This window comes from Rahnella sp. CG8, from assembly GCF_023701875.1.
Lineage (GTDB): Bacteria > Pseudomonadota > Gammaproteobacteria > Enterobacterales > Enterobacteriaceae > Rahnella > Rahnella aceris.
Map to the genome: position 1 here is coordinate 289,110 of NZ_JABAED010000001.1, position 22,938 is coordinate 312,047.

The following is a 22,938-nucleotide window of genomic DNA, read 5'->3' on the forward strand; positions in this document are numbered from 1 at the left end:
GAGATGGACTTATTGCCATGGTTAACTGGTTGTAATTCATGGGCTATTCAGCATGATAGCAAATTCCGCAAACGGCACTGCAATTCCTGTCACAAATAACAGTTGTTGGAAAAAAAAACCATTATTACTCTCCAGAATATAAACCTCAGAAACAAAAAATAAGGTATTTATCTGTGCTGAATCTATAAAGAATTCAACACGGTGACGCCCTTTATGCGGCTTAAATCCGCCAGCTGTTCGGTTAAATATAAGGAGTAAGAGAATGCTGAAAATAGCCATTATTGGTACGGGTAATATTTCACATAACCATATTCAGGGATATTTAGAGTTTGCTGATCGTTGCCAGATTGTTGCGCTGGTAGATATTTATCCTGAAAAAGCGGAAGAGAAAAAACGGCATTATGGCCTGACGAACGCCAGGGTCTATGCCAGCCATGAGGAAATCCTTAATGATGCAGATATCGACATTTTTGACGTCTGCACGCCGCCGTATGTCCACGCCGAAATCTCGATTAATGCGCTGAACGCAGGCAAACACGTGTTGTGTGAAAAGCCGATGGCGGCGTCATTACAGGAATGCGACGCGATGATCAGCGCGGCGCAGGCGAGCGGGAAAACGCTGTCAATCATCGCGCAAAACCGTTTTACCGACGCGTTCTGGCGGCTGAAAAAAGTGCTCGATTCCGGTGAGACCGGCAAAGTGTGTCATGCACAGGTGGATTCTTTCTGGTGGCGCGGTCATTCCTATTACGATTTGTGGTGGCGCGGCACCTGGGAAAAAGAAGCGGGCGGTTGCACGCTCAATCACGCCGTTCACCATATTGACGCGATTCAGTGGATGCTCGGTTTTCCTTCTGAAGTGGTCTCGATGATTACCAACGCTGCGCATGATAATGCCGAAGTGGAAGATCTCTCGGCGGCCATTTTCAAATATGACTCCGGCGCACTGACCCAACTGACGGCTTCCGTGGTGCATCACGGCGAAGATCAGAAGATTGTTATTCAGGGCGAGAAAGCGCGAATTTCAGCCCCGTGGGACAAATACGCCAGCATTTCTGCGCCGAACGGTTTCCCGATTGATGCGCGTGACACGGATCGTGAAAACCAGCTTGAAGACATTTACCAGTCGATTCCCAAACTCACTTATACCCTGCACACCGGCCAGATCGACAATTTCCTGACCGCACTGGAAACCGGTACCGCGCCGCTGATTGACGGCATTCAGGGCAAGCGTTCACTGGAACTGATTGCCGCGATTTATAAATCCGCCATTACCCGCAGCATTGTGTCACTGCCGTTGTCGCCGGAAGATCCGTTTTATCAGACCGGCGGGCTGGTTTCGCTGGCACCGCACTTTTACGAAAAATCAGCATCGGTGGAAAACTTCGCCAATGAAGATGCGATCCCTCTCGGCAAAAATATGGATAAAGGAGCCTGAACATGAGCAATAAAGACGGTATGAATTATGCGCCGGTAGGGAAACCGCAACCTGTGGTAAAGCCCGGTGAATTCGTGATTGCTGCTGCGGCCCTGGATCACGGGCATATCTACGGTATGTGTAACGGGTTGATCGAGGCGGGCGCCAGCCTGAAATGGGTTTACGATCCGGATCCGGTAAAAGTGGAGAAGTTTGTCGCCCAGTATCCGCAGGTTAAGGTCGCGGAGTCATTGCAGATACTCCTTGATGACCGTGAAGTGCAGATGATCGCGGGGGCGGGCATTCCGTCCGAACGCTGCGCGCTGGGGCTGAAAGTCATGGCAGCCGGGAAAGACTATTTCAGCGACAAAGCGCCGCTGACCACGCTGGAACAACTGGCGCAAGCGAAGGCCAAAGTGGCCGAGACCGGGCGCAAATATGCCGTGTATTACAGCGAACGCCTGCACGTAGAAAGTGCAGTCTTCGCGGGCCAGCTGGTGCATGAAGGGGCGATCGGACGCGTGATCCAGACGCTGGGTACCGGCCCGCATCGCGAGGGCGAAGGGCGTCCCGACTGGTTCTACGAGAGAGAGCGTTTTGGCGGCATCCTGTGTGATATCGGCAGCCATCAGATTGAACAATTTCTGTTTTATACCGGCAACAGTGACGCGCAGGTTGTGGCAGCCCAGGCCCTTAATTTCAATCACCCGCAGTATCCGCGTTTCGAAGACTTTGGCGACACGATGCTGAAAGGCGATAACGGCGCACGGGGTTATTTCCGCTGCGACTGGTTCACACCAGAAGGGCTGAGCACCTGGGGCGACGGCCGTCTGACGCTGCTCGGCACCGAAGGTTATATCGAGATCCGCAAATATGTTGATCTCACGCTCGGCGAGCAGGACGTGGTGTATCTGGTGAATCAACAAGGCGAGTTCCGTTACCCGGTTTCCGGCAACGTCGGCTTCCCGTTCTTTGGTCAGTTGATCCTCGATTGCCTGAACCGCACCGAGCACGCCATGACCCAGGAGCATGCGTTTAAAGCTGCCGAGCTGTGCATCCGGGCACAGATGCTGGCAAACGGAACCCACTAAACGGGAGCAGATGATGAAAACTCTCCAGGCTGCGGTGATCGGTTGCGGGTCTATCCATACCTGCCATGTGGCAGCGATCCGGCACGAACCGGATTGCCAGTTAAGGGCGATTGCGGAGTGCGATATTGGCAAAGGCCGGGCGCTGGCGCAGGAATATGGTTGTGATTTTTACACGGATTATCACGAAATGTTGTGCGATCCGCAGATTGACGTGGTGCATATCTGCCTGCCGCATCATCTGCACAAGGAGGCTATTCTCGCCGCGCTGGCGGCGGGAAAGCATGTTTTTACCGAGAAACCGGTGGCGCTGAATATCGGAGAAGTCAGCGCCATTAAACTCGCGGCGTCACAGGCTGCGGGGCTGACAGGCGTGTGTTACCAGAACCGTCTGAATCCTTCCAGTCAGAAAATTAAAACGCTGCTGGAAAGCGGGCAACTGGGCAACATGCTGAGCATCAAAGCTATTCTGACCTGGTCGCGCAGTGGTGCTTATTACAGCGAAAGCCTGTGGCGCGGGCGTTTTGCCACTGAAGGCGGCAGCCTGCTGATCAATCAGGCGATACATACGCTGGATTTAATGCAGTGGTTTGGCGGCGGTGTTCTCGCGCTGAAAGGCGTGGTGGAAAGAACCTTTCTCAGTGAACTGACTGAAAATGAAGACACAGCGATGGTCAGCCTGAAAATGGGCAACGGTGCGCATGGATTGTTTTACGCAACGAACTGCCACAGCACCGATTCACCGTTGCTGCTGGAAATTCATTGTGAAAAAGGACTGTTGCAGTTGTATCACAACGTGTTGTGGCTGATTGAAGGAGAAAATAAAACGCTGCTGATAAGTGATGACAGCCCGTCAGGAACAGCCAAAAGCTACTGGGGCGACAGTCATCGTCAGGCAGTCTCGAATTTCTATCATTCTGTACGTCATCCTGAAGAACAAAATTATATCTCTGTTTCACAAGCCGCAGTTTCCCTGAATATTGTCGGTGCGATTTACCGCTCCTCACAATCAGGGAAATGGATCACGCTGGCTGATTAAATCTCTATTAATAATAACCCTACATTCACAGGATAATAATAATGAAACCTACTGAACGCAGAGTAGGTTACGGCACGGCTATAGGCTATGGCGTAACTGATTTATTTGGCGGTGGTGCATTCGCCGTTATCGGTACCTGGCTTTTATTCTTCTATACCATGTATTGCGGATTAACCGTTTTAGAAGCGGGATCTATTTTTGCTATTGCCCGTGTCATTGATGCCGTATTAAGTCCGATCATGGGTTATATCACCGATCACTTCGGAAATACCTGGCTCGGAAAACGGTTTGGTCGCCGCCGGTTTTTCCTGCTGATCAGTTCGCCACTGATGTTCCTGTATGCGCTGGTCTGGGTAAAGGACATGGGCTACTGGTATTATCTTGGCACATATCTGTCGATTGAATTACTTTCAGCGATGGTGCTGGTGCCGTGGGAAACGCTGGCCGCCGAGATGACCAACCGCTTCGGCGAACGTACCCGTCTCGCCGGTGTGCGTATGATTTGCTCGCAGCTCGGCGGTTTCCTGGCTGTGTCTGTGCCGGGCGTCATCATGATGTTTACCGGTAAAGATAATCCGATGACGTATACCTATACCGGCATATTCTTCGCCACGGTATTTTGTATCGCGGTATTCACCACATGGCTGTGTACCTGGGAAGCCAAAGACGTGCGGGATCCGAATGAGCCGGAACCGGAAATGGAAACAGGCGGCAGTCTCTGGCATCATCTGAAGAGTCTGGTTTTAGATTTTATCTCATCCTTTAATATCCGCATGTTCCGCCAGCATATTATTATTTATATTGCTTCCTTTACCGCCATGGACGTATTCGGTGCTGTCTTTACCTACTATGTGGTTTATGGTCTGAATCAGGATGTGGGATCGGTTTCCGGATATTTAAGTGTGGCGGCCTTTGTTTCTGTGCCATCGACGATTGTTTATATGATGGTGATGGAACGAATGAATCTTTCGCCTTCTGCCGCGCTGCGAATCGCCTATGGTTGTATATTCTTCGTGCTGGCTGCTCTGTTTTATATTTATATCACCAACGCAACGGTGCCGTTAATTCTCTTTACTTCCATCTTCGTTATTTTAGGCTTTGGACGTTCAGGGCTTTATTATATTCCGTGGAATATTTACAGCTTTATCCCGGACGTCGATGAAATAGTCACCAAAAAACGTCGTGAAGGAATTTTTGCCGGTGTGATGGTGTTTACCCGTAAAAGTACCGTTGCGATTGCCATCATGGTGATTGGCCTGGTGCTGGAAGAAAGTGGATTTGTGAAAGGGCAGGGTGCTCAGCCGCTCAGCGCGTTACACGCGATCATCGGCCTGATGATCTTCGCCACCGGTGCGTTGCTGGCGATCAGCTTCTACATGACCTTCAAATTCAAGCTGACGCGGGACACACATAAAATCCTGATCAAGGAAACCGCCCGTCTGAAACTGGGTGGCGCGCAGGAAGACTGCGATGAGGTGTCACGTAAGGTGATTAAAGATCTGACCGGTTACGAATATAACGAAGTCTGGGGCGGGAGCGCGACACGTAAAACCGCGAGGGAAAAGTTAGCGATTGAGTAACCCGTAACCTGCGGGCCGCAACCGGCCCGCAGGTATTTTCTGTCAGTGATCCTGCGCGGGCAGGGTCTGGTTTCCGTCACCCAGCGCGAGCTGCATAAACACGGTGTCCAGCCAGCGGCCATGCTTAAATCCAACGCTATGCAGGGTGCCTTTCATCTGAAAACCGGCGGCGAGATGTAAGCCAATTGAGGCTTTATTTTCGCTGTCACCGACGTTACCGATCAACTGACGATAGCCGTGAGTTTCCGCCCAGTCTATCGCCCGTCGCAGCAGCGCTTTACCCGCACCGCGTTTCTGAAAAGCAGGATCAATATAGATAGAATCCTCCAGCGTGTGGCGATACGCATAGCGTTCGCGATAATGACCCAGATAGCAATATCCCTTCACTTCATCCTCATGCAAAACCACCAGCCAGAGCAAACCTGCCTCTTTAATCTTCTTCAGCCGGCCCGCCATCTCGCGTTCATCCGGGGGCTGTGTCTCGAACGAGGCGGTTCCATGGAGAACGTGCCAGGCATAAATTTTCTGTATCGCGGGAATATGCTGCTCTCCGGCTTCAATAATTTCCATTCTTGCAGGCTCTCATCAGTGTTTTCTCTTCCGTCTACTCTTTCCCAAATGCGTCAGGGAGGGCAAACTTTTTATGACTGATATAAGGAAAAGATCTGGATATAGTACGGAATTTGAACAACGAAGGTCGTCTTTTTAGCAAACAATTTTGGGACAAACGTAGCAGATTTATAGAGTTAAGCATTTTCTCAAAATTGATTATGTTATGCTTTTACTCTTTCTGTGGTTGTTATTTTTAAGGATGAAAATAATGAAAAACAAAGCGTTGTTGGTATCAATGAAAACATCCGGGTTTCGCAATAGTGAAATCGAGTGGGTAAGCAACCGGGCGAAGAAATTAAGCATAACACCCTCAGCACTTCTGTCGGAGTTATCAGCAGTTTTTCTTAAATTGATACTGTCTCATAGTCTGGTTGTTATTATTTTTGTGCTCACAATCGTGTTGAATTATCAGGATATGGAAGAGCCAGAGTTGATCTCTCTGATATTCACCTATGCTGTCGCTTGTTTAATCATTACAATGTTTGGTCCTTTAATTATATCTTTTAAATCGTTTAGAATGTTAAGAAAAGAAAAACTTTGAAATCATAAAATTCGTGGCCTGTAATTATTATTAGTAGGGATTTTTAATGATCGAATTATTTATTTCATTCCGTTGGGAATGGGAATGGGAATGGGAAGGGTATAATTGTAGTGACAGGTTGCAGCGAATCACTCATCGATTTGATTGTTAATCCGTCTATCCCTATTTCTATTTTCAATGCTCTGTTTGTCATGTTTCTGAATCCAAATACGGTATCATCATACATATAATAATAGAGCCTGTTTTTTTCCGGTTTAAGAACGGATCGTGAGAGGGTATATGTCGATAATAGTAAGTCAACGCCGCCATAGATGATATCCCCTTGTGCGCTTGTTAGGCCAACGTGTTGCGCTGCGCTTTCATAACCTTTCCTTAAATATCCTTTATAGGTTCTATTTCCAGTAATAATGGCGGTAAAGTTTTCCTGAATCGCTCCAAGTCCATGGATGACTAATGTAATGCCCGCAATATTACCAATGACCGCGCCTGGCCCGGTAACATAACCGCCTCCAATTAATCCAATACCAGTATGTATCTGAAGAGCGCCTGAAACAATGCCGATGCCTTTTACGAAATAATAAAGTGGTGTTTCCAGAGCACGGTCAATGATATCAAGTGACAGTAAAATCATGAGTCTGACTTGTTTATATTTTAGCTTAAAAACCTGATCGGAAAGATATCTTCTTTCCTGTTTTAAAACCCGTATAGCTTGAAGTTTTTTGTCAGGTGTTGATTCATCGTTGATTATTTCTTTCTGGTGCTCAATGAAAAGGGAGAGGTTATTGATGAAATCTTGTTTAACTTTGACATTTTTTAAGTAATTCGATGCTATTAGTGTTTCTTGTAATAATGCTCTGATTTCAAGATTACCCATTATTTGATAGTAATCATTTGCCCGAGCATTATCTCTATGTAGTATATATTCATCCATTTTATATTTCCACTTCCTATGAAGTTGATATTAAAATACAGTTTATCCCCATCTTTTTGCAAATGAATGAAACATCTTTGAGTCACAAATTTCATAAATAAAGCAAAGGACGTGCGCGCCACATGAGTTATGAGGAAATCGATGGTATTGTCTATATAATTTTATCTTATAAGCGATGCTTTATTGGTTTTTTAAACAGCGACCATCTTCCTGTTATAGTCATTTTCATTACGCATTAGCGGTTATTTTTTAAGGAAAAAAAGTGAAACTGACGTTATCTCATTTACGCACGGGTGTTGTGTTTTTGCTGGCAGGATTACTGCTGGCGGGTTGTGATCAAAAAAGTGGTGATGCAAAACATATCAAAGTCGGCGTGATTAATGGCGCAGAGCAGGATGTGGCGGAAGTGGCGAAAAAGGTCGCGAAGGATAAATACGGTCTGGACGTCGAACTGGTTGGTTTCAGCGGCTCATTATTACCGAATGACGCGACCGAACATGGCGATCTGGATGCGAATGTTTTCCAGCACCGTCCGTTCCTTGAGCAGGATAACAAAGCCCACGGCTACCATCTGGTGGTGGTCGGCAACACCTTTGTGTTCCCGATGGCGGGCTACTCGAAAAAAATCAAAACCGTGGATCAACTGAAAGACGGCGCAACCGTGGCGATCCCTAACGATCCGACCAACTTAGGCCGCGCACTTTTGCTGCTGCAAAAAGAGAAACTGATCACGCTGAAAGAAGGCAAAGGCCTGCTGCCAACGGCGCTGGATATCACTGCAAACCCCCATCATCTGAATATTATGCAACTGGAAGGCGCGCAGTTACCGCGTGTGCTGGATGACCCGAAAGTCGATGTGGCGATCATCAGCACAACCTATATCCAGCAAACCGGATTATCACCGGTGCATGACAGCGTGTTTATCGAAGATAAAAATTCGCCGTACGTGAATATTCTGGTTTCGCGCCCGGACAATAAAGATGCGGAAAATGTGCAAGAGTTTCTGAAATCCTATCAGTCGCCGGAAGTGGCGAAAGCGGCAGAAAAAATCTTTAACGGCGGGGCGGTGCCGGGCTGGTGATTTAAGTCTCTTAAAATTTGTTCTTGGGCATTCGACAATAGATACCCAAGAACAATTTATGATTACTAAATGATTTCATCAGGTAAATTTACAATACCAATCTCTTCCCACATGCAGAGGTACATATCAGAAAATGTATTTTCATCAAGAGTAGTTAATTTGTTTTTGATGTAATAATTATAAATTACATTAATGTCGCTAATGAGGCTTTTGCTTGTTTTAAAAGGCAGGGCTAGATATTTATTAAAATGCCATTCATTACTGCATGAAAACATCCATTTAGGAAAATCATTACGCTTAAGGGATATTGAGTCATATTTTTCATCGAAACATGGTACAGCCAATCTGTATGATGTATCTTTGTTTTTCATCCAATGCTTTATTTGACTGATATCAATTTTCTGAGTTTTATTTGAATCGTTTTTTATTTTAAATTTGCTTATGTAATATTCACCGCTATGATGAGAAGAGACATTACTCTTAGATTCAATTGGTAGTATCTCAAGCGAACAATCTAATTTAATAACTATTTTTGAAATGCACTCTGTAATTAGTCCAAATTTTAATGTAATTTCTTCCTTAGGTATATGTATTATATCGCCGCTAAAAATAAATAATTCTTCTGAAGTGTCTAAATAATCCCCTAAGCTAAGTTCGGAAATTTTAAAATCACGCCATTTATCATTATTGGTTAAGTCATAATACGAATAGTAAAATAGATCAGCACTACTAATATCAGATGTGTTAGATATTATTTTTTCCCTGTTTTTAATGGTTATTTTTGTTACTAATTCTCTTAACTCTGGAAATTTATCGCTTCTTAATTTTTTTCTATCAATTGTCACCCAATTGATAGCATCACCTGTGTAAATATTCAGAGTGCCGCTCAATCCTGGTAAAACCCCAAACCCGATAAAGCGCTTATCTATATCAATGAATGAGTTTTTATAATAAAGTTTGCTTTGATAAAATAAATCCAAATCGATAAATAAATTGAAATCAGCACCCAACGTATAGTCGGTATCCCATTCAGATTTTGATTCAAAAATTTTTTCTTGGACAGCAGAATTTATTTCCATATTATTTAAATATAGTTTTACAGGGGACTTTAAAAAAGTCTCCGTAATTATGTCATATATTACTAACCGAGTAACTTCCAGCCTTTCATTAGTAAGAGGATCAAATTTATTAAAAGCCTCGATAGCCGAATATGGAACAGAGTCTGGTATTGTCATTTGATGAATTTCCGTTTTTATTTCTGTCCCAATAAAATAATCATTTTCTATCTCCTTTATTGTGATTTCTGGGATTTTACCGGTAGACAAAACGTCAACTACATAACAACATTTTCCATTTACACGTGTTGTAATTTTGACTTTTTCACATATCCTGAATGCGCTGTGAAGACCAAGCCCAAAAAAACCAGAGGGTTTAGCCCAGTCCGGCATAGTGTTCTTGATTTTTTTTCGTGTTGGCGTATTTTCTGACCCGCAGTTAAATATTTTTTTTAGATCTTCAAATGAGATGCCAGTAGCACTATCTTTTATAGTAAGTGTGTAATTAATTTCTTCATCTTTTTCATTTTCGATTTCAACAATATTTATATCTATACGTTCATTATTAAGTAATTTTTCGTACTCACATCTGACTATATGATCACTTTTATTGCTGATATTTTTGGTATGCGTCATTATGTCCCATACCTTATACATTGTTGCATCAATTGCATTCTGTATTAGTTCGCGAATATATGGGTATTTTTCACTATAAATTAATGTTCCCGTTAAATAGTCATAAATTCTTTGAGTATCTAAGTTTATCTTTGGTGCAGCACCATCAATGTTAAGATATCCTGATAAGACACAGTTTAGCTTTGAAATAGTTGGCAAAGCTCTATAAGTGTTATTTGGAGCGATACTATTCCATACGCTTTTTTGATAATCAAATTCGTTTTTAATATAATCAAACCAGGAGCGTTGGACGCTATAGCTAGCATAGTCATGACAAATGGCTTCGATTTCTATTGAATCACTGTCTATATGTAGGCTCTCAATGGATGCATGCTTTCTTTGATGATTCAGTGAAGAAATTGGCACATCTCCAATATTTGAAAGCAATGTTTGACAAAACCGGCCATCATCAATATCCAAAAGATCACCGATCCTTAGCAAGGAGGCAATATATCTTGGGTGCGCATAATCATCGGAATCCATGCCATCATTTCTTCTCGCTAGGTTAATTATTTCTTCTCTGTTTTTTCCATGGCATGCAATGATTAAAGCTACAAGACCAAATAGCCGTTTTGGTATCAGGCTGGTTCTGGGGGAGGCTATTTTTGCGGATTGTGGATCTTGAACTAACACCCCTGAACGCTCTGCATGAATTTTTCTATAGTAATCTGATAAAACAAAAGTTAGCGCGTCTGATGCAGCTAATAGTCCAGTGACATCATTTCCTTTTATTTCTCGCAAAACTTTTTCAGCGAAACTGGATAGTTCAGAATTATTCGTCACAAGTTCATTTAAAAAATCACTAAATGCTATACTGCTGACAAGAATTTGCTTTTCCTCTTTTGAAATTATCATTCCCGCATCATGCCAGTAACATGCTTCTAGTAATAGCCAGCAATCCGTAGCTGATAACTTATCAATATCAGGGGAAATTATCTTTTCAATCTGCGTTATTATTGTCGATGAATGCGATGAATCATGCAAACTGTAATGAGGGAAATCTCTTGATATTGTATTAAGGGCTCTATGTAACAATTTCTTATCAAATTCCCACTGTGCCCATAATAACGAGTAATTACTATTAGAGTTTGCTAGCTGCTTAAGCCTATGTTCAATTTTCATTAATGAAAGCACCTGACTGTAATTTATTGGTAAACCAATATTAATACCAGCAACTATAGTTATCCATAAAAAATAATATTCATTTTTTATTTCTATTTTGATAAATAAGTGTATACGGGAAGTTAAGCAAACATAAATTCTTAAATTTTTGAATCTATTTTTTGAATTGCTTCATTGGTTCAGGTTGAACGTAGGAATCCATGGCTGTTGTAATTTTCTGAAATTTCAATGTGTTAGAGTGGTGTCCCCTACAGGAATCGAACCTGTAACTAGCCCTTAGGAGGGGCTTGTTATATCCGTTTAACTAAGGAGACACGGGCGCCTGTGGAAAGCGCCCGCGTAGTATACCCATTTTTCTCGTAATAATAAGGCATCAGGCTGCCGTTTGGTCGTTTCCTCGCCACTCAGGGCTTCGCGGCCTCTTTTTTCGCTGCTTCCTGCTCCTCTTTTTTCGCTTCAGCTTTCTTCTGATTACTCATATCGTTGCGGATCTGCGCGTGGCTTATCAGCGCGAAGATAAAGGTGCCGCCGAAGATGTTGCCGGCCAGTGTCGGCAGGGCGAACGGCCAGATAAATTCGTACCAGGGAATGGCGCCCGAGAACACCAGATACAGCACTTCTACCGATCCGACCACGACGTGCGTCAGGTCGCCAATCGCCACCATATACGTCATCAGCATGATCACCCACAGTTTGGCGGTCCCGGCAGAAGGGATCATCCAGACCATGGTGGCAATCAGCCAGCCGGAAACCATACCGCCGACAAACATACCTTCGGGGTCTTTTTTCATGATATCCATGCTGATGGTGCGAAACGCCTCGTCGGTTGCGGTATCGAAAAAGGGCACCAGATGAAACACCAGCGCCGCCAGTCCGCCGCCGATGACGTTACCCGCCAGCACGATGCCCCATAAACGCAGCAACAACAGAATGTTTCTGCCGGTCGGTTTTTGCATGATGGGTAACACGGCAGTAACGGTGTTTTCGGTAAATAACTGCTGGCGCGCCATGATCACAATAATGAACCCGACGGTATAACCGATATTTTCAATGAAGAAACGTTCCGGTGTATCGGGCAGGCGGGCGTGAAGAATGCCTTTTGCCATCAGCGAGGCGCTGATCGACAATCCGGCGGCAATTGCCGACCACAGCAACGCCTGTCCGTCGCGCTCAAGCTCTTTTTCACCTTCCATGCGGATAACTTCGTGAACGGCGGCTGCTTTCGACGGCAAGTTCTCTTCACCGGTCTCGATTTCCTTTCCCTGTGTATGTTCGTCACTGTCAACATCCTTGTCATTGTGATGCTGTTTTTCTCCGGCCATCGTTGTTCCCCAAAAGTAAAGCAAAGTGATTGCAGATATGTTCATGAGTAAGCATAGGCGAGGCAGGTGAATTATGAGCAGGTATACAAAAAAGTTACAAACCGTTAACCCATGAACCTGATGGAACATTTCAGAAGATGTTTGCCGGATTTCAGGCTTTTCAGCCGGGTAAACTGTGCCTCCCTGAGCTGCGTCGCGCCTGACGCCTGTGATATGATGCACACTTGTGAAAAATAAGAGACATCACCATGTTTGAAGCCCTTGATCTGAGCTGTGTTCGTGATGAACGAACCCTGTTTAGCGGCTTAAGTTTCACTATCGAACCGGGCGAAATGGTGCAGATCGAAGGCCGTAACGGTGCCGGTAAAACCAGTTTACTGCGTATTCTTGCCGGGCTGTCCTCTCCGGACGCCGGTGAAGTCCGCTGGCAGGGTGTGAGTACCCGCCGTCAGCGCGATATTTTCCATCAGCAGCTTCTGTACCTCGGCCATCAGCCCGGCGTAAAGTCAGTGCTTACTGCGTTTGAAAACCTTGCCTTTTATCTGTCTGTGAATGGCCCGATGGTCAGAGGTAATGCCAGCGCGGAAGCGATTTATCAGGCGCTGGAAAACGTCGGATTGCTGGGTTATGAAGATGTGACGGTGGGGCAGATGTCCGCCGGGCAGCAACGCCGCGTCGCACTGGCGCGTCTGTGGCTGAGCGATGCGCCGCTATGGATCCTCGATGAACCGCTGACCGCCATTGATAAACAAGGCGTTGCCACACTGATTGCGCTGTTCGAACAGCATGCGCAGCGGGGTGGAATGGTGTTGCTGACAACGCATCAGGATTTGCAGGGTGTTAACCGCGACGTGCGAAAACTTCGTCTGACCAGCGCAGAGCCGGTGTGACGCGAAGGGGATATAAAAGGAATGTTTACGAAAGTCCTGCGCCGCGAGCTGAAAATTGCCTTTCGCAAAAGCGCTGAAATTATCAATCCGCTGTGGTTTTTCCTGATTGTGATTACGCTGTTCCCGTTAGGGATCGGCCCTGAGCCTGAACTGCTGGCGCGCATTGCGCCCGGCATTGTCTGGGTCGCCGCGCTGTTATCTTCCCTGCTGGCGCTGGAAAGATTGTTCCGTGATGACTATCTCGATGGCACGCTCGAGCAACTTCTGTTATTGCCTTCGCCGCTGGCACTCACGGTTCTGGGGAAAGTATGTGCTCACTGGGTGGTGACGGGGTTGCCGTTACTGATCCTTTCACCGCTGATTGCGCTGCTGCTTTCGCTGGATTTTGAGACCTGGAAAGCCGTCGCACTGACGATTTTACTGGGCACGCCGACGCTGAGTTTTATCGGTGCGATTGGTGTGGCGCTGACCGTCGGGCTGCGCAAAGGTGGCGTTCTGCTCAGTCTGCTGGTATTGCCGCTGTATATTCCGGTGCTGATTTTTGCCACCGGCGCGATTGATGCCGCCTCGATGTCGATGCCGATCGGCGGTTATCTCGCCATTCTTGGCGCGATGCTGGCAGGCAGCGCAACGTTAGCGCCTTTTGCCACCGCCGCCGCTTTGAGAGTGAGTATCCACTGACACTTTTTGCCGGTAAAAGGCGATAGCACAGAATTATTTTACGTGTCGTTACAATAGAGAAGAAAAAACGCAACCTTTGACTAACATCACACTTCTCTATAGTGAACAATAGAGCTGCCAATAATAAGTGCGGGTGATTTAACACTGACCGCGCAAGAACCCACCGAGGTTTCACGGCATATCACACAGTGACATTTTAGAGTGAGCAACGATAACAATGTGGAAATGGTTACATCAACTCGCCAGGCCTGAACGGCTTTACCACGTCTGTGGCCGGTTCATTCCCTGGCTCGGGATTGTGGGGCTTGCCTGCCTGCTGATTGGCTGGGTATGGGGTTTTGGCTATGCGCCGCCGGATTACCAGCAAGGTAACAGTTACCGGATTATGTATATTCATGTCCCGGCGGCCATCTGGTCGATGGGGATTTACAGCGGGATGGCGATCGCCGCGTTTATCGGCCTGGTGTGGCAGATGAAAATGTCCGATCTGGCGGTAGCGGCAATGGCACCGGTTGGCGCTGTTTTCACCTTTATCGCGCTGGTCACCGGCTCGGCATGGGGCAAACCGATGTGGGGCACCTGGTGGGTGTGGGATGCGCGTCTGACCTCCGAACTGGTGTTACTGTTTCTGTATCTCGGTGTGATAGCGCTGTATAACGCCTTTGATGACCGCCGTCTGGCCGGGCGTGCCGCCGGTATTCTGGTGCTGGTCGGCGTGGTGAATATTCCTATCATCCATTACTCCGTGCAGTGGTGGAATACGCTGCATCAGGGTTCCACCAATATGCAGCAGACCATCGACCCGAGCATGCGTTATCCGCTGCGCTGGGCGATTTTCGGTTACCTGTTCTTCTTTATTACCCTGACGCTGATGCGGTTACGAAACCTGATTTTGGTGCAGGAACGTCTGCGTCCGTGGGTGGCCGGTCTTGTGAATAAGGAGCGTCGCGGATGAGTCCTGCATTCTCAAGCTGGCATGATTTCTTTGCGATGGGCGGCTACGCCTTTTATGTCTGGCTGTCGGTCGCTGCCACGCTGCTCTCGCTGGTTGTGCTGGTGGCGCATACCCTGATTCAGCACCGGCAAATCCTCGGCGACGTCCGTCGTCGTCAGGCACGCGAAAAACGCATCAGTCAGTCTCAGTCTAAAAAACAGCCAGGCGCACAGACGTCACCGCTGGAACCGGACACTTCCCCGGAGAAGTTATTGTGAATCCACGTCGTAAAAAGCGGCTGTCGCTGGCGCTGGTGGTGCTGATCGGTCTTGGTCTGAGCATTTCACTGGTGATGTACGCGCTGCGCTCCAACATTGATTTGTTTTATACACCCGGTGAAATCCTGCAGGGCAAAGGCGAGGACCACGAAATGCCGACGGTGGGCCAGCGCCTGCGTATCGGCGGCATGGTGATGCCCGGCTCCGTGAAACGTGACCCGAAAAGTTTGCAGGTGAGCTTTAAAATTTATGATGCGCGTGGCGCGATTGCCGTGACCTACAACGGCATCCTTCCCGACCTGTTCCGTGAAGGACAGGGCGTGGTGGCGCAGGGTGTGATGGAACCGGGAAATGTGGTGAATGCCATTCAGGTTCTGGCAAAACACGACGAAAAATATGTGCCGCCGGAAGTTGCCGACGCCATGAAAGAAAACCACACAGGACCGGCTTCGGCCTACGTGGGTAACGATAAAGGAAACGACCGCTCATGATGCCGGAACTGGGAACATTTGCACTCTGTCTGGCATTAGGGCTGGCGGTATTGCTGAGTATTTATCCGCAGTGGGGCGCCGCACGTCAGGATGGCCGGATGATGGCGATGGCGCGCCCGTTGTCTTACGGCATGTTTGTCTGCATCGCGCTGGCGTTCATTATTCTGGTGCATGCGTTTGTGGTGAATGATTTCACCGTCGCCTATGTTGCTAATAATTCCAACACCCACCTGCCGGTGTATTACCGCGTGGCGGCGACGTGGGGAGCGCACGAAGGTTCGCTGCTGCTGTGGGTGTTATTACTCAGTTGCTGGACGCTTGCCGTGGCGCTGTTTAGCCGCCGTATGCCGCAGGATGCGGTGTCGCGCGTGCTGGCGGTGATGGGCATGATCACCGGCGGTTTCCTGCTGTTTATTCTGCTGACATCCAACCCGTTCATCCGCTCGTTGCCGAATTTCCCGGTGGACGGCAGCGACCTGAATCCGGTGTTACAGGACATCGGCCTGATATTCCATCCGCCATTGCTGTACATGGGGTATGTCGGTTTCTCTGTGGCCTTTGCTTTCGCGATTGCTTCGCTGATGGCAGGGCGTCTGGATACCGCGTGGGCGCGCTGGTCGCGTCCGTGGACACAAGCCGCCTGGGTGTTTCTGACCATCGGTATCGTGCTCGGATCGGCGTGGGCGTATTACGAATTAGGCTGGGGCGGCTGGTGGTTCTGGGATCCGGTTGAAAACGCCTCCTTTATGCCGTGGCTGGCGGGTACGGCGCTGATCCACTCGCTCGCCGTCACCGAAAAACGCGGGACGTTCAAAGCCTGGACGGTGCTGCTGGCCATCACTGCGTTCTCGCTGTGTCTGCTCGGGACTTTCCTGGTGCGCTCCGGCGTGCTGGTTTCGGTTCACTCGTTTGCCTCAGATCCGGCACGCGGCATGTTTATTCTCGCGTATCTGGTCATTGTGATCGGCGGTTCGCTGCTGCTGTACGCCTTTAAAGGTAACTCGGTGCGTGCTCCGAGCCGTCACGAACTGCATTCCCGCGAAAGTTATTTGCTGGGCAATAACGTATTGCTGGTAGCGGCGATGCTGGTGGTGCTGCTCGGTACGCTGCTGCCGCTTATCCACAAACAGCTCGGGCTGGGCAGTATTTCTATCGGTGAACCCTTCTTTAATACGATGTTTACCTGGCTGATGGCGCCGCTGGCGCTGTTGTTAGGCATCGGACCACTGGTGCGCTGGCGTCGTGATGAGCCCAGCAAACTGTGGCGTCGTCTGGGCGTGGCGCTGGTCGTCACGCTGGTCTTGTCGATTCTTCTGCCGTGGTTGTTGCAGGATAAAATCGTCGGTATGACCGTGGTGGGGATGCTGATGTCGGTGTGGGTGATTGTACTGACGCTGATGGAACTGCACGAACGCGCCACCCATCGTCACTCATTCTGGCGCGGTCTGACCAAACTTTCCCGCAGTCACTGGGGCATGGTGCTCGGCCATCTCGGCGTGGCGGTGACGGTGATCGGCATCGCGTTTAGCCAGAATTATAGCGTTGAACGTGATGTGCGCATGAAGTCCGGCGATACCGTGGATATTCATGATTATCACTTTATCTTCCGCGACGTTCGCGACATCACCGGCCCGAACTATACCGGCGGTGAGGCGAATATTGATGTGACGCAGAACGGCAAGCAAGTCACCACGCTGCACGCCGAAAAACGCTTCTACAGCGTGGCGCGCAGCATGATGACCGAAGCGGCTATCGACGGCAATCTGGCGCGTGACCTGTATGCGGCGCTCGGCGAAGAGATGGACGATGGCTCGTGGGCGGTGCGTTTGTACTACAAACCTTTTGTCCGCTGGATCTGGCTCGGTGGCCTGTTTATGGCGGCCGGTGGCGTGCTGTGTATTCTCGACCCGCGTTATCGCATGAGTAAAAAGCTTAAGAAGCAAGGTCTGACGGAGGCTGAAGAAGCATGAACCGTAAACTTCTCTTTATTCCGCTGATTTTGTTCCTGGCGCTGGCCGCGGCTTTTCTGGTGCAACTGACCCGCAATGCCAACGGCGATGATCCGACGCTGCTGGAATCAGCCCTGATTGGCAAACCGGTGCCGGTGTTCAAACTGGAATCGCTGGCGCAGGCGGGCAAAACCTACGATCAGTCGGTGCTGCGCGATGGCAAACCGATGCTGCTCAACGTCTGGGCGACGTGGTGTCCGACCTGCCGCGCCGAACATGATTATCTCAATACGCTGGCGGCGAAAGGTGTCCGTGTGGTCGGCCTGAACTACAAAGACGACCGGCAGAAAGCGGTCAACTGGCTGAACACGCTGGGCAATCCTTACATGCTGAGTCTTTACGACGGCGACGGCATGCTGGGGTTAGATCTGGGGGTTTATGGCGCGCCGGAAACCTTCCTGATCGACGGACAGGGCATTATCCGCTATCGCCATGCCGGTGACTTAAATGAAAAAGTCTGGCAGACCGAAGTTCTGCCGCTGTACAAAAAATACGGAGGCAATGTATGAGACTGATTTCATCGCTGCCTGCGTTGTTGCTGGGCATGCTGCTGAGTGTCAGCGCGTTCGCCTCCATCGACACGTATCAGTTCAAATCGCCGGAACAGGAACAGGCTTACCGGGACATCACGGCGCAGTTGCGTTGCCCGAAATGTCAGAACACCAATATTGCCGCGTCGGATTCGATTATCGCCGCCGATATGCGTACCAAGGTGTTTCAGTTGCTTAATGAAGGGCAGGACAGACAGCAAATCGTCGCGTATATGGTGGCGCGTTATGGCAATTTCGTGACTTACGAACCGCCGGTCACGCCCTCTACCTTTATTTTGTGGCTCGGGCCGGTGCTGGTCATTGTTATCGGCGCAGGCATGATTTTTATGCGTTCCCGCCGGGGTGCTGCGCGCACTGAAAACACGGCCACATCAATGTCAGAACAAGAGAGACAGCGCCTGGCGCAGTTACTTAAAGACAGCGACAGGAAAGGATCATGAGCATTTTTTGGCTGTGCATTGTAGTGATGCTGGTTATTGCACTGGCGCTGTTTATCGTGCCGGTTATCCGTGGCGACCGCGCGGAACACACTTCCCGCGATGCGCTGAATAAAGCGTTTTATCATCACCGTTTGACTGAGCTGGAAGAAGACGAAGCGCAGGGCGTGGTGGACGAACGTCCGGCGCATATTCAGGAATTGCAGGAAAACTTACTGACTGATATTCCGGCGGGTCAGGTGTCCGCCGCCATTCAGCCGATTGGTCGCTGGACGCTGGTGCCCGGTGCTATTTTGCTGGTGATGATCACGCTCGGTTTGTATCTCTACGCCGGTGGTCTGGGGCAGGTGAGTGCGTGGAATCAGGTCATGCAGCGTATGCCCGATTTACGCCATCGCATTGCTGATGACCACGGCGCGCCGCTGACCGCCACCGACGTGCAGGATTTAGGGCTCGGATTGCGTACCGATTTGCAGGCAAATCCGCATAATATCCAGGACTGGGTGATGCTTGGCCGTGTAGGGATGGCGCTCAATAATGCCGCCACCGCCACGCAGGCTTATGCCCACGCTTATCAGCTCGCGCCGGATGATATGTCAGTCAAACTCGGTTATGCCGAAGTGTTAACCCGTTCGTCCGATCCGCAGGATAACCTTACCGGCGGCAACCTTTTGCGCAGTATGCTGGAAAAATCTCAGGGTGATCTGCGTGTATTAAGTCTGCTGGCCTATAATGAATATGAACAGGGACACTACCCGCAAGCCATTGGCGCGTGGGAAGTTATGCAGAAAATCCTGCCAGCCGGTGACAAACGCCTGGAAATGGTCAACGCCAGCATTGCGCAGGCAAAACAAAAAGCGGGGCTGGATCAGGTTAAACTGGCGGTCAATGTCACGCTTTCTGCTGAGGCTCAGGTGAAACTTCCGCAGAATGGCACGGTCTTTATTTCGGTGACAGATGGCAGCAGTCCGGTGCCGGTTGCGGTGAAAAAGCTGCCGCTGAGTCGCTTCCCGCTGGCGATCACTGTCGATGACAGCAACGCAATGATGCCGGAACGCTTGCTTTCTTCGCTGCATCAATTAAAAGTACGCGTTCGTATTTCACAAAATGGTCTGGCAACGCCAGCCTCAGGTGACTGGTACGGCGACAGTCCGCTGACTGATTTTTCCGGCAACGGTCAGGTCAGCATTGAGATTAATCAGCAGGTTCCTTAATCAGGAACCGACGATCAAAAACAGGGAGATATCCATGAACTTACGCCTGACTGGGCTGGCGTTTGCGACAGTTTTACTGGTCGGTTGTGCCGGCACATCCGGATCATCGGACAGCGAACAGCAGGGACGTTCTGATCCGCTCGAAGGTTTCAACCGGGTGATGTTCGACTTCAACTATAACTATATGGATCCGTATCTTGTGCGCCCTGTCGCGGTGGCGTGGCGTGATTACGTGCCGCAACCGGCGCGTAACGGTACCAGCAACTTCCTGAGCAACCTGGATGAACCGGCCAGCATGGTTAACTCCTTGCTGAAAGGCGATCCGTACCGTGCAGCGATCCACTTTAACCGCTTCTTCCTGAACACCATTTTAGGGATGGGGGGACTGATCGACGTCGCCGGGATGGCGAACCCGAAACTGGCGCGTGAAGAGGCGCAGGGCTTTGGCAGCACGCTTGGCCATTACGGCGTGGGTTACGGCCCGTATGTGGTTCTGCCAGGTTACGGCAGCGCGACAATTCGTGATGAAGGTGGTGATCTGGTTGATGATTTGTATCCGATGCTCAGCTATCTGACATTCTGGATGTCAGCCGGTAAATGGGTACTGGAAGGGGTGGAAACCCGTGCAGAACTGCTCGATTCTGATGGCCTGATCCGTAACTCTTCTGATCCGTATCTGTTTATACGTGAGGCTTACTTCCAGCGTCATGATTTTCTGGCAAGAGGCGGTCAGCTGATGCCGCAGGAAAACCCGAACGCCGCACTGATTCAGGGCGACCTGAAAGATATCGACTCGGAATAACCGTTCCGGACACACAAAAAAAGCGCCTTCTGGCGCTTTTTTTATATCAGGCGTATCACTCAGTTCATCAGAAGCTGTAGTTAAAGTTCGCGCCGTACAGCATGGCGGTCCCTTTGGCCTGGTATTCGTAATTCGGTACACCATCAGCGACTTTCTCACTGATGTTCACCGTCTGGCCATGCATATAGGAGACACCGACGTCCACAGATGCGTCTTTATTGAAGGCGTAAGTGGTACCGGCTGAAATCCAGAAGCGATCCTGATCCGGGATAGAAATGGTGCGGTTATCTGCCGGAACCGGGCTGTCATCAAAGGCGATACCGGTACGGAACGTCCAGTTATCGTCGTAGTAGTAGGTGGTACCCAACGCGATGCGGTAAGCATCATGAAAGCCTTCATCTTTCTGGAACAGCGTCTGGCCGTTAGAACCGGTGGCTTTCAGCTCCTGGAACTGGCTCCAGCTGGTGTAAGCCAGGCTATAGTGAATCGCCCATTTTGGTGCCACACGGTTATAACCGGACACTTCCCACATTTCTGGCAGGTTCAGGGTCAGGGAACCCGGAACAGTTTGACCGCCAGTCCCGCCTAAGGCTTTTGGAATGCCGTTGCGGTATTCGCCATCGAAGTCAATTTTGACTTCAGAACGGTAGGTGAAGCCGTAGCGGTTATTATCATCCACTTCATACAGGATACCGGCGTTCCAGCCGTAGCCCCACTCATTGCCTTTCAGCTTGGCGGCTTCCGTATCCGCAGGCAGCCGGCCACCGGTTTGAATTGGCACCAGTTCACCGGCGGTACGACGGAATTTAGCTTTCGCGTAAACGGCATCAAAGCCCAGGCCGAAGCTGAAATGCTGGTTCAAACGGTAAGCAACGCTTAAGTTAGTGTTGACGGTAGTGAGGTCAGTTTCGCCGCCGATCGGGCCTGCCGGATAATTATCGCTGAATTCTGTCGCCAGACCGTAGTTTGACGTAGCCGATGCACCGACGGCCCATTGATCATTGAGCGGCATAATAAAGTGCAGGTTCGGTACCCACTGATTCGGTGCAATGTTATCCGCATCAGTGCTCTGACCTGTAACCGGCGAGTTGCCCGTCACTTTGACATCCGGGTCGATATAAATCGCGCCCGCGGAGAAGGAAGGACGATCAAACATGGTCATGGTTGCCGGGTTACGGCTCCCGGATGCCGCGGTGTCAGCGATGGCACCTTCACCCGAGAAAGAGCGACCTAAACCCGCAGCGGTATATTCATTTAACTGAAAACCTGCTGCATATACGTTGGAGGAAACAATTGCCACTGCAGCTGCCAGAGCTGATCTTTTAAACAGGTTTTTCTGGTTCATGACCAAAACCTCAATTTTATGTTTTTTATCAAACAATGTTACATGGAGTAACAATGAGCGCGGGATTGTAGGGTCCGTTATCAGTCTGACAAATCAGACCAGTGAGCGAAGTATAGGTCTGACCTGTGGTGAAGTTGCAATAATGTTTCGTTGATATTTCTTATTTGATGCAAGAAATTGGATCTGCTTAACAAAAAACAAACAATAAAAGTTCAATTAAGAAACGTTAAAGTGAGAACAATAACGCTGTAATCATCGATTACTTACATATACGTGATCTGGATCACCTGAAAGGCACATAATAAGTAAGTGCTAGTGTGTTGTCAGAGAGGTGGCGTAAAATACAGGCTGGAAATAAAACTTTATTCGCAAACAGGCCAGACGGTGGATGTTGCCGTTGGTGCCGGGGAGAAATTATGTCTGACGTAACCATGTCCTCTAAATCCACTCAACCTCTGCATTCCATCAACAAATGTGGTGCGGAAGAAACCGCAGCCTGCTGTTGTGTAGATGTGGGTACCATCATGGACAACACTGATTGCACTGCTTCTTACAGCCGCGTTTTCGAAACCGAAGCCCAGGCGAAAGAAACCCTGCAAGCCCTGACCGAACGTGCCCGCGGCGTAGAATCTGAGCCGTGCGAAATCACCAGCCGTATCGAAAAAGTGGCAGGCGGTGTTGAACTGAATATCGATTTTACTTTCAGCTGTCAGGCTGAAACGATGATCTTCCAGCTCGGGCTGCGTTAATCCCCGTCATACTTTGAGCCGCAGATGCGTTGGCTGCACTCAGTAACCCGAATCACTGACTTATGTCAGCTCATCGGGATTACTTCGATTGCCG

23 protein-coding genes and 1 tRNA gene are annotated in these 22,938 nt (G+C 48.9%); 17 read left to right on the top strand and 7 right to left on the bottom strand.

What is annotated here, in order from left to right; all coding sequences use genetic code 11:
• Positions 1 to 36: 36 nt before the first annotated feature.
• Entirely contained in the window at positions 37 to 279 is a 243-nt protein-coding gene (locus HGO41_RS01435) for a hypothetical protein (protein ID WP_015689520.1), read from the bottom strand.
• Here HGO41_RS01435 and HGO41_RS01440 point away from each other — a divergent pair.
• From HGO41_RS01440 to HGO41_RS01455, 4 genes are read left to right on the top strand one after another with little or no spacing between them, the layout of a single operon-like run.
• Positions 263 to 1,438 carry a Gfo/Idh/MocA family protein gene (locus tag HGO41_RS01440; protein ID WP_013574503.1) on the top strand — a complete coding sequence of 392 codons (1,176 nt, stop codon included), beginning with the start codon at positions 263 to 265 and terminating at the stop codon, positions 1,436 to 1,438. The genes HGO41_RS01435 and HGO41_RS01440 overlap by 17 nt on opposite strands.
• 2 nt (positions 1,439 to 1,440) lie before the next feature.
• Positions 1,441 to 2,508: a Gfo/Idh/MocA family protein gene (locus HGO41_RS01445; RefSeq protein WP_112151234.1), complete on the top strand. Its 1,068-nt coding sequence runs from the start codon at positions 1,441 to 1,443 to the stop codon at positions 2,506 to 2,508.
• Between the two features lie 13 nt (positions 2,509 to 2,521).
• The gene (locus tag HGO41_RS01450; RefSeq protein WP_131638960.1) at positions 2,522 to 3,544 is read left to right on the top strand and encodes a Gfo/Idh/MocA family protein; all 1,023 of its coding nucleotides are present in this window, start codon (positions 2,522 to 2,524) and stop codon (positions 3,542 to 3,544) included.
• Between the two features lie 41 nt (positions 3,545 to 3,585).
• The gene (locus tag HGO41_RS01455; protein WP_013574506.1) at positions 3,586 to 5,124 is read left to right on the top strand and encodes an MFS transporter; all 1,539 of its coding nucleotides are present in this window, start codon (positions 3,586 to 3,588) and stop codon (positions 5,122 to 5,124) included.
• 42 nt (positions 5,125 to 5,166) lie between these two features.
• Here HGO41_RS01455 and HGO41_RS01460 read toward each other — a convergent pair whose 3' ends face one another.
• Positions 5,167 to 5,694 carry a GNAT family N-acetyltransferase gene (locus HGO41_RS01460; protein ID WP_037036282.1) on the bottom strand — a complete coding sequence of 176 codons (528 nt, stop codon included), beginning with the start codon at positions 5,692 to 5,694 and terminating at the stop codon, positions 5,167 to 5,169.
• 250 nt (positions 5,695 to 5,944) lie between these two features.
• Here HGO41_RS01460 and HGO41_RS01465 point away from each other — a divergent pair, with 250 nt between their 5' ends.
• Positions 5,945 to 6,277 carry a hypothetical protein gene (locus HGO41_RS01465; protein WP_119261376.1) on the top strand — a complete coding sequence of 111 codons (333 nt, stop codon included), beginning with the start codon at positions 5,945 to 5,947 and terminating at the stop codon, positions 6,275 to 6,277.
• A 64-nt stretch (positions 6,278 to 6,341) separates the two neighbouring features.
• On the opposite strand, the gene HGO41_RS01470 is transcribed toward HGO41_RS01465, so the two are convergent.
• Positions 6,342 to 7,208, bottom strand: a complete 867-nt coding sequence (locus HGO41_RS01470; RefSeq protein ID WP_112151232.1) for a DUF4225 domain-containing protein — start codon at positions 7,206 to 7,208, stop codon at positions 6,342 to 6,344.
• Between the two features lie 262 nt (positions 7,209 to 7,470).
• Here HGO41_RS01470 and nlpA point away from each other — a divergent pair, with 262 nt between their 5' ends.
• A complete protein-coding gene (gene nlpA / locus HGO41_RS01475) occupies positions 7,471 to 8,289 on the top strand; it encodes a lipoprotein NlpA (protein WP_112198155.1) in 819 nt (272 codons plus the stop codon).
• Between the two features lie 65 nt (positions 8,290 to 8,354).
• Here nlpA and HGO41_RS01480 read toward each other — a convergent pair whose 3' ends face one another.
• The 3 genes from HGO41_RS01480 to HGO41_RS01490 all read right to left on the bottom strand — a co-directional run bounded on the left by HGO41_RS01480 (position 8,355) and on the right by HGO41_RS01490 (position 12,463).
• Positions 8,355 to 11,141 (bottom strand): HD domain-containing protein, encoded by a 2,787-nt coding sequence (locus HGO41_RS01480; RefSeq protein WP_250980703.1) that lies wholly within the window; start codon positions 11,139 to 11,141, stop codon positions 8,355 to 8,357.
• Positions 11,142 to 11,380: 239 nt separating this feature from the next.
• Positions 11,381 to 11,455, bottom strand: a tRNA-Arg gene (locus HGO41_RS01485).
• 90 nt (positions 11,456 to 11,545) lie between these two features.
• Entirely contained in the window at positions 11,546 to 12,463 is a 918-nt protein-coding gene (locus HGO41_RS01490; protein WP_250980704.1) for a formate/nitrite transporter family protein, read from the bottom strand.
• 248 nt (positions 12,464 to 12,711) lie between these two features.
• Here HGO41_RS01490 and ccmA point away from each other — a divergent pair, with 248 nt between their 5' ends.
• The 10 genes from ccmA (at position 12,712) to mlaA (ending at position 20,750) form a co-directional block, all read left to right on the top strand.
• A complete protein-coding gene (ccmA, locus tag HGO41_RS01495) occupies positions 12,712 to 13,353 on the top strand; it encodes a cytochrome c biogenesis heme-transporting ATPase CcmA (protein WP_112151228.1) in 642 nt (213 codons plus the stop codon).
• Positions 13,354 to 13,374: 21 nt separating this feature from the next.
• Positions 13,375 to 14,034 carry a heme exporter protein CcmB gene (gene ccmB, locus HGO41_RS01500; protein ID WP_013574523.1) on the top strand — a complete coding sequence of 220 codons (660 nt, stop codon included), beginning with the start codon at positions 13,375 to 13,377 and terminating at the stop codon, positions 14,032 to 14,034.
• A 217-nt stretch (positions 14,035 to 14,251) separates the two neighbouring features.
• Positions 14,252 to 14,989 carry a heme ABC transporter permease gene (locus HGO41_RS01505; protein ID WP_013574524.1) on the top strand — a complete coding sequence of 246 codons (738 nt, stop codon included), beginning with the start codon at positions 14,252 to 14,254 and terminating at the stop codon, positions 14,987 to 14,989.
• Positions 14,986 to 15,246, top strand: a complete 261-nt coding sequence (ccmD, locus tag HGO41_RS01510; RefSeq protein WP_013574525.1) for a heme exporter protein CcmD — start codon at positions 14,986 to 14,988, stop codon at positions 15,244 to 15,246. The genes HGO41_RS01505 and ccmD overlap by 4 nt, the downstream gene beginning before the upstream one ends.
• Positions 15,243 to 15,737 carry a cytochrome c maturation protein CcmE gene (gene ccmE, locus HGO41_RS01515; RefSeq protein WP_112151227.1) on the top strand — a complete coding sequence of 165 codons (495 nt, stop codon included), beginning with the start codon at positions 15,243 to 15,245 and terminating at the stop codon, positions 15,735 to 15,737. Before ccmD ends, ccmE begins: the two co-directional genes overlap by 4 nt.
• A complete protein-coding gene (locus tag HGO41_RS01520; RefSeq protein ID WP_126124690.1) occupies positions 15,734 to 17,707 on the top strand; it encodes a heme lyase CcmF/NrfE family subunit in 1,974 nt (657 codons plus the stop codon). The genes ccmE and HGO41_RS01520 overlap by 4 nt, the downstream gene beginning before the upstream one ends.
• Positions 17,704 to 18,255 carry a DsbE family thiol:disulfide interchange protein gene (locus HGO41_RS01525; protein WP_013574528.1) on the top strand — a complete coding sequence of 184 codons (552 nt, stop codon included), beginning with the start codon at positions 17,704 to 17,706 and terminating at the stop codon, positions 18,253 to 18,255. The genes HGO41_RS01520 and HGO41_RS01525 overlap by 4 nt, the downstream gene beginning before the upstream one ends.
• Positions 18,252 to 18,737 carry a cytochrome c-type biogenesis protein gene (locus HGO41_RS01530; protein ID WP_013574529.1) on the top strand — a complete coding sequence of 162 codons (486 nt, stop codon included), beginning with the start codon at positions 18,252 to 18,254 and terminating at the stop codon, positions 18,735 to 18,737. The genes HGO41_RS01525 and HGO41_RS01530 overlap by 4 nt, the downstream gene beginning before the upstream one ends.
• Positions 18,734 to 19,948: a c-type cytochrome biogenesis protein CcmI gene (gene ccmI / locus HGO41_RS01535; protein WP_112198153.1), complete on the top strand. Its 1,215-nt coding sequence runs from the start codon at positions 18,734 to 18,736 to the stop codon at positions 19,946 to 19,948. Before HGO41_RS01530 ends, ccmI begins: the two co-directional genes overlap by 4 nt.
• Before the next feature lie 34 nt (positions 19,949 to 19,982).
• Positions 19,983 to 20,750, top strand: coding sequence for a phospholipid-binding lipoprotein MlaA (gene mlaA / locus HGO41_RS01540; protein ID WP_013574531.1), 768 nt, complete (start codon positions 19,983 to 19,985; stop codon positions 20,748 to 20,750).
• 67 nt (positions 20,751 to 20,817) lie between these two features.
• Here the strand turns inward: mlaA and fadL are convergent, their stop codons facing one another.
• Positions 20,818 to 22,095: a long-chain fatty acid transporter FadL gene (gene fadL, locus HGO41_RS01545; RefSeq protein ID WP_013574532.1), complete on the bottom strand. Its 1,278-nt coding sequence runs from the start codon at positions 22,093 to 22,095 to the stop codon at positions 20,818 to 20,820.
• 416 nt (positions 22,096 to 22,511) lie between these two features.
• Between fadL and HGO41_RS01550 the strand changes: the two genes are divergently transcribed.
• A complete protein-coding gene (locus tag HGO41_RS01550) occupies positions 22,512 to 22,844 on the top strand; it encodes a YfcZ/YiiS family protein (protein WP_013574533.1) in 333 nt (110 codons plus the stop codon).
• Positions 22,845 to 22,938 lie beyond the last annotated feature (94 nt).

Excerpts from the sequence above, each read along its gene's own strand:
- HGO41_RS01465 (WP_119261376.1), top strand. The coding sequence starts at position 5,945 with ATGAAAAACAAAGCGTTGTTGGTATCAATGAAAACATCCGGGTTTCGC.
- HGO41_RS01530 (WP_013574529.1), top strand. The coding sequence starts at position 18,252 with ATGAGACTGATTTCATCGCTGCCTGCGTTGTTGCTGGGCATGCTGCTG.
- HGO41_RS01525 (WP_013574528.1), top strand. The coding sequence starts at position 17,704 with ATGAACCGTAAACTTCTCTTTATTCCGCTGATTTTGTTCCTGGCGCTG.
- ccmD (WP_013574525.1), top strand. The coding sequence starts at position 14,986 with ATGAGTCCTGCATTCTCAAGCTGGCATGATTTCTTTGCGATGGGCGGC.
- HGO41_RS01450 (WP_131638960.1), top strand. The coding sequence starts at position 2,522 with ATGAAAACTCTCCAGGCTGCGGTGATCGGTTGCGGGTCTATCCATACC.
- HGO41_RS01490 (WP_250980704.1), bottom strand. The coding sequence starts at position 12,463 with ATGGCCGGAGAAAAACAGCATCACAATGACAAGGATGTTGACAGTGAC.
- ccmI (WP_112198153.1), top strand. The coding sequence starts at position 18,734 with ATGAGCATTTTTTGGCTGTGCATTGTAGTGATGCTGGTTATTGCACTG.
- HGO41_RS01455 (WP_013574506.1), top strand. The coding sequence starts at position 3,586 with ATGAAACCTACTGAACGCAGAGTAGGTTACGGCACGGCTATAGGCTAT.
- HGO41_RS01445 (WP_112151234.1), top strand. The coding sequence starts at position 1,441 with ATGAGCAATAAAGACGGTATGAATTATGCGCCGGTAGGGAAACCGCAA.
- HGO41_RS01520 (WP_126124690.1), top strand. The coding sequence starts at position 15,734 with ATGATGCCGGAACTGGGAACATTTGCACTCTGTCTGGCATTAGGGCTG.
- HGO41_RS01440 (WP_013574503.1), top strand. The coding sequence starts at position 263 with ATGCTGAAAATAGCCATTATTGGTACGGGTAATATTTCACATAACCAT.
- HGO41_RS01480 (WP_250980703.1), bottom strand. The coding sequence starts at position 11,141 with ATGAAAATTGAACATAGGCTTAAGCAGCTAGCAAACTCTAATAGTAAT.
- HGO41_RS01470 (WP_112151232.1), bottom strand. The coding sequence starts at position 7,208 with ATGGATGAATATATACTACATAGAGATAATGCTCGGGCAAATGATTAC.
- fadL (WP_013574532.1), bottom strand. The coding sequence starts at position 22,095 with ATGAACCAGAAAAACCTGTTTAAAAGATCAGCTCTGGCAGCTGCAGTG.
- HGO41_RS01460 (WP_037036282.1), bottom strand. The coding sequence starts at position 5,694 with ATGGAAATTATTGAAGCCGGAGAGCAGCATATTCCCGCGATACAGAAA.
- HGO41_RS01505 (WP_013574524.1), top strand. The coding sequence starts at position 14,252 with ATGTGGAAATGGTTACATCAACTCGCCAGGCCTGAACGGCTTTACCAC.
- mlaA (WP_013574531.1), top strand. The coding sequence starts at position 19,983 with ATGAACTTACGCCTGACTGGGCTGGCGTTTGCGACAGTTTTACTGGTC.
- HGO41_RS01550 (WP_013574533.1), top strand. The coding sequence starts at position 22,512 with ATGTCTGACGTAACCATGTCCTCTAAATCCACTCAACCTCTGCATTCC.
- ccmA (WP_112151228.1), top strand. The coding sequence starts at position 12,712 with ATGTTTGAAGCCCTTGATCTGAGCTGTGTTCGTGATGAACGAACCCTG.
- HGO41_RS01435 (WP_015689520.1), bottom strand. The coding sequence starts at position 279 with ATGGCTATTTTCAGCATTCTCTTACTCCTTATATTTAACCGAACAGCT.
- ccmB (WP_013574523.1), top strand. The coding sequence starts at position 13,375 with ATGTTTACGAAAGTCCTGCGCCGCGAGCTGAAAATTGCCTTTCGCAAA.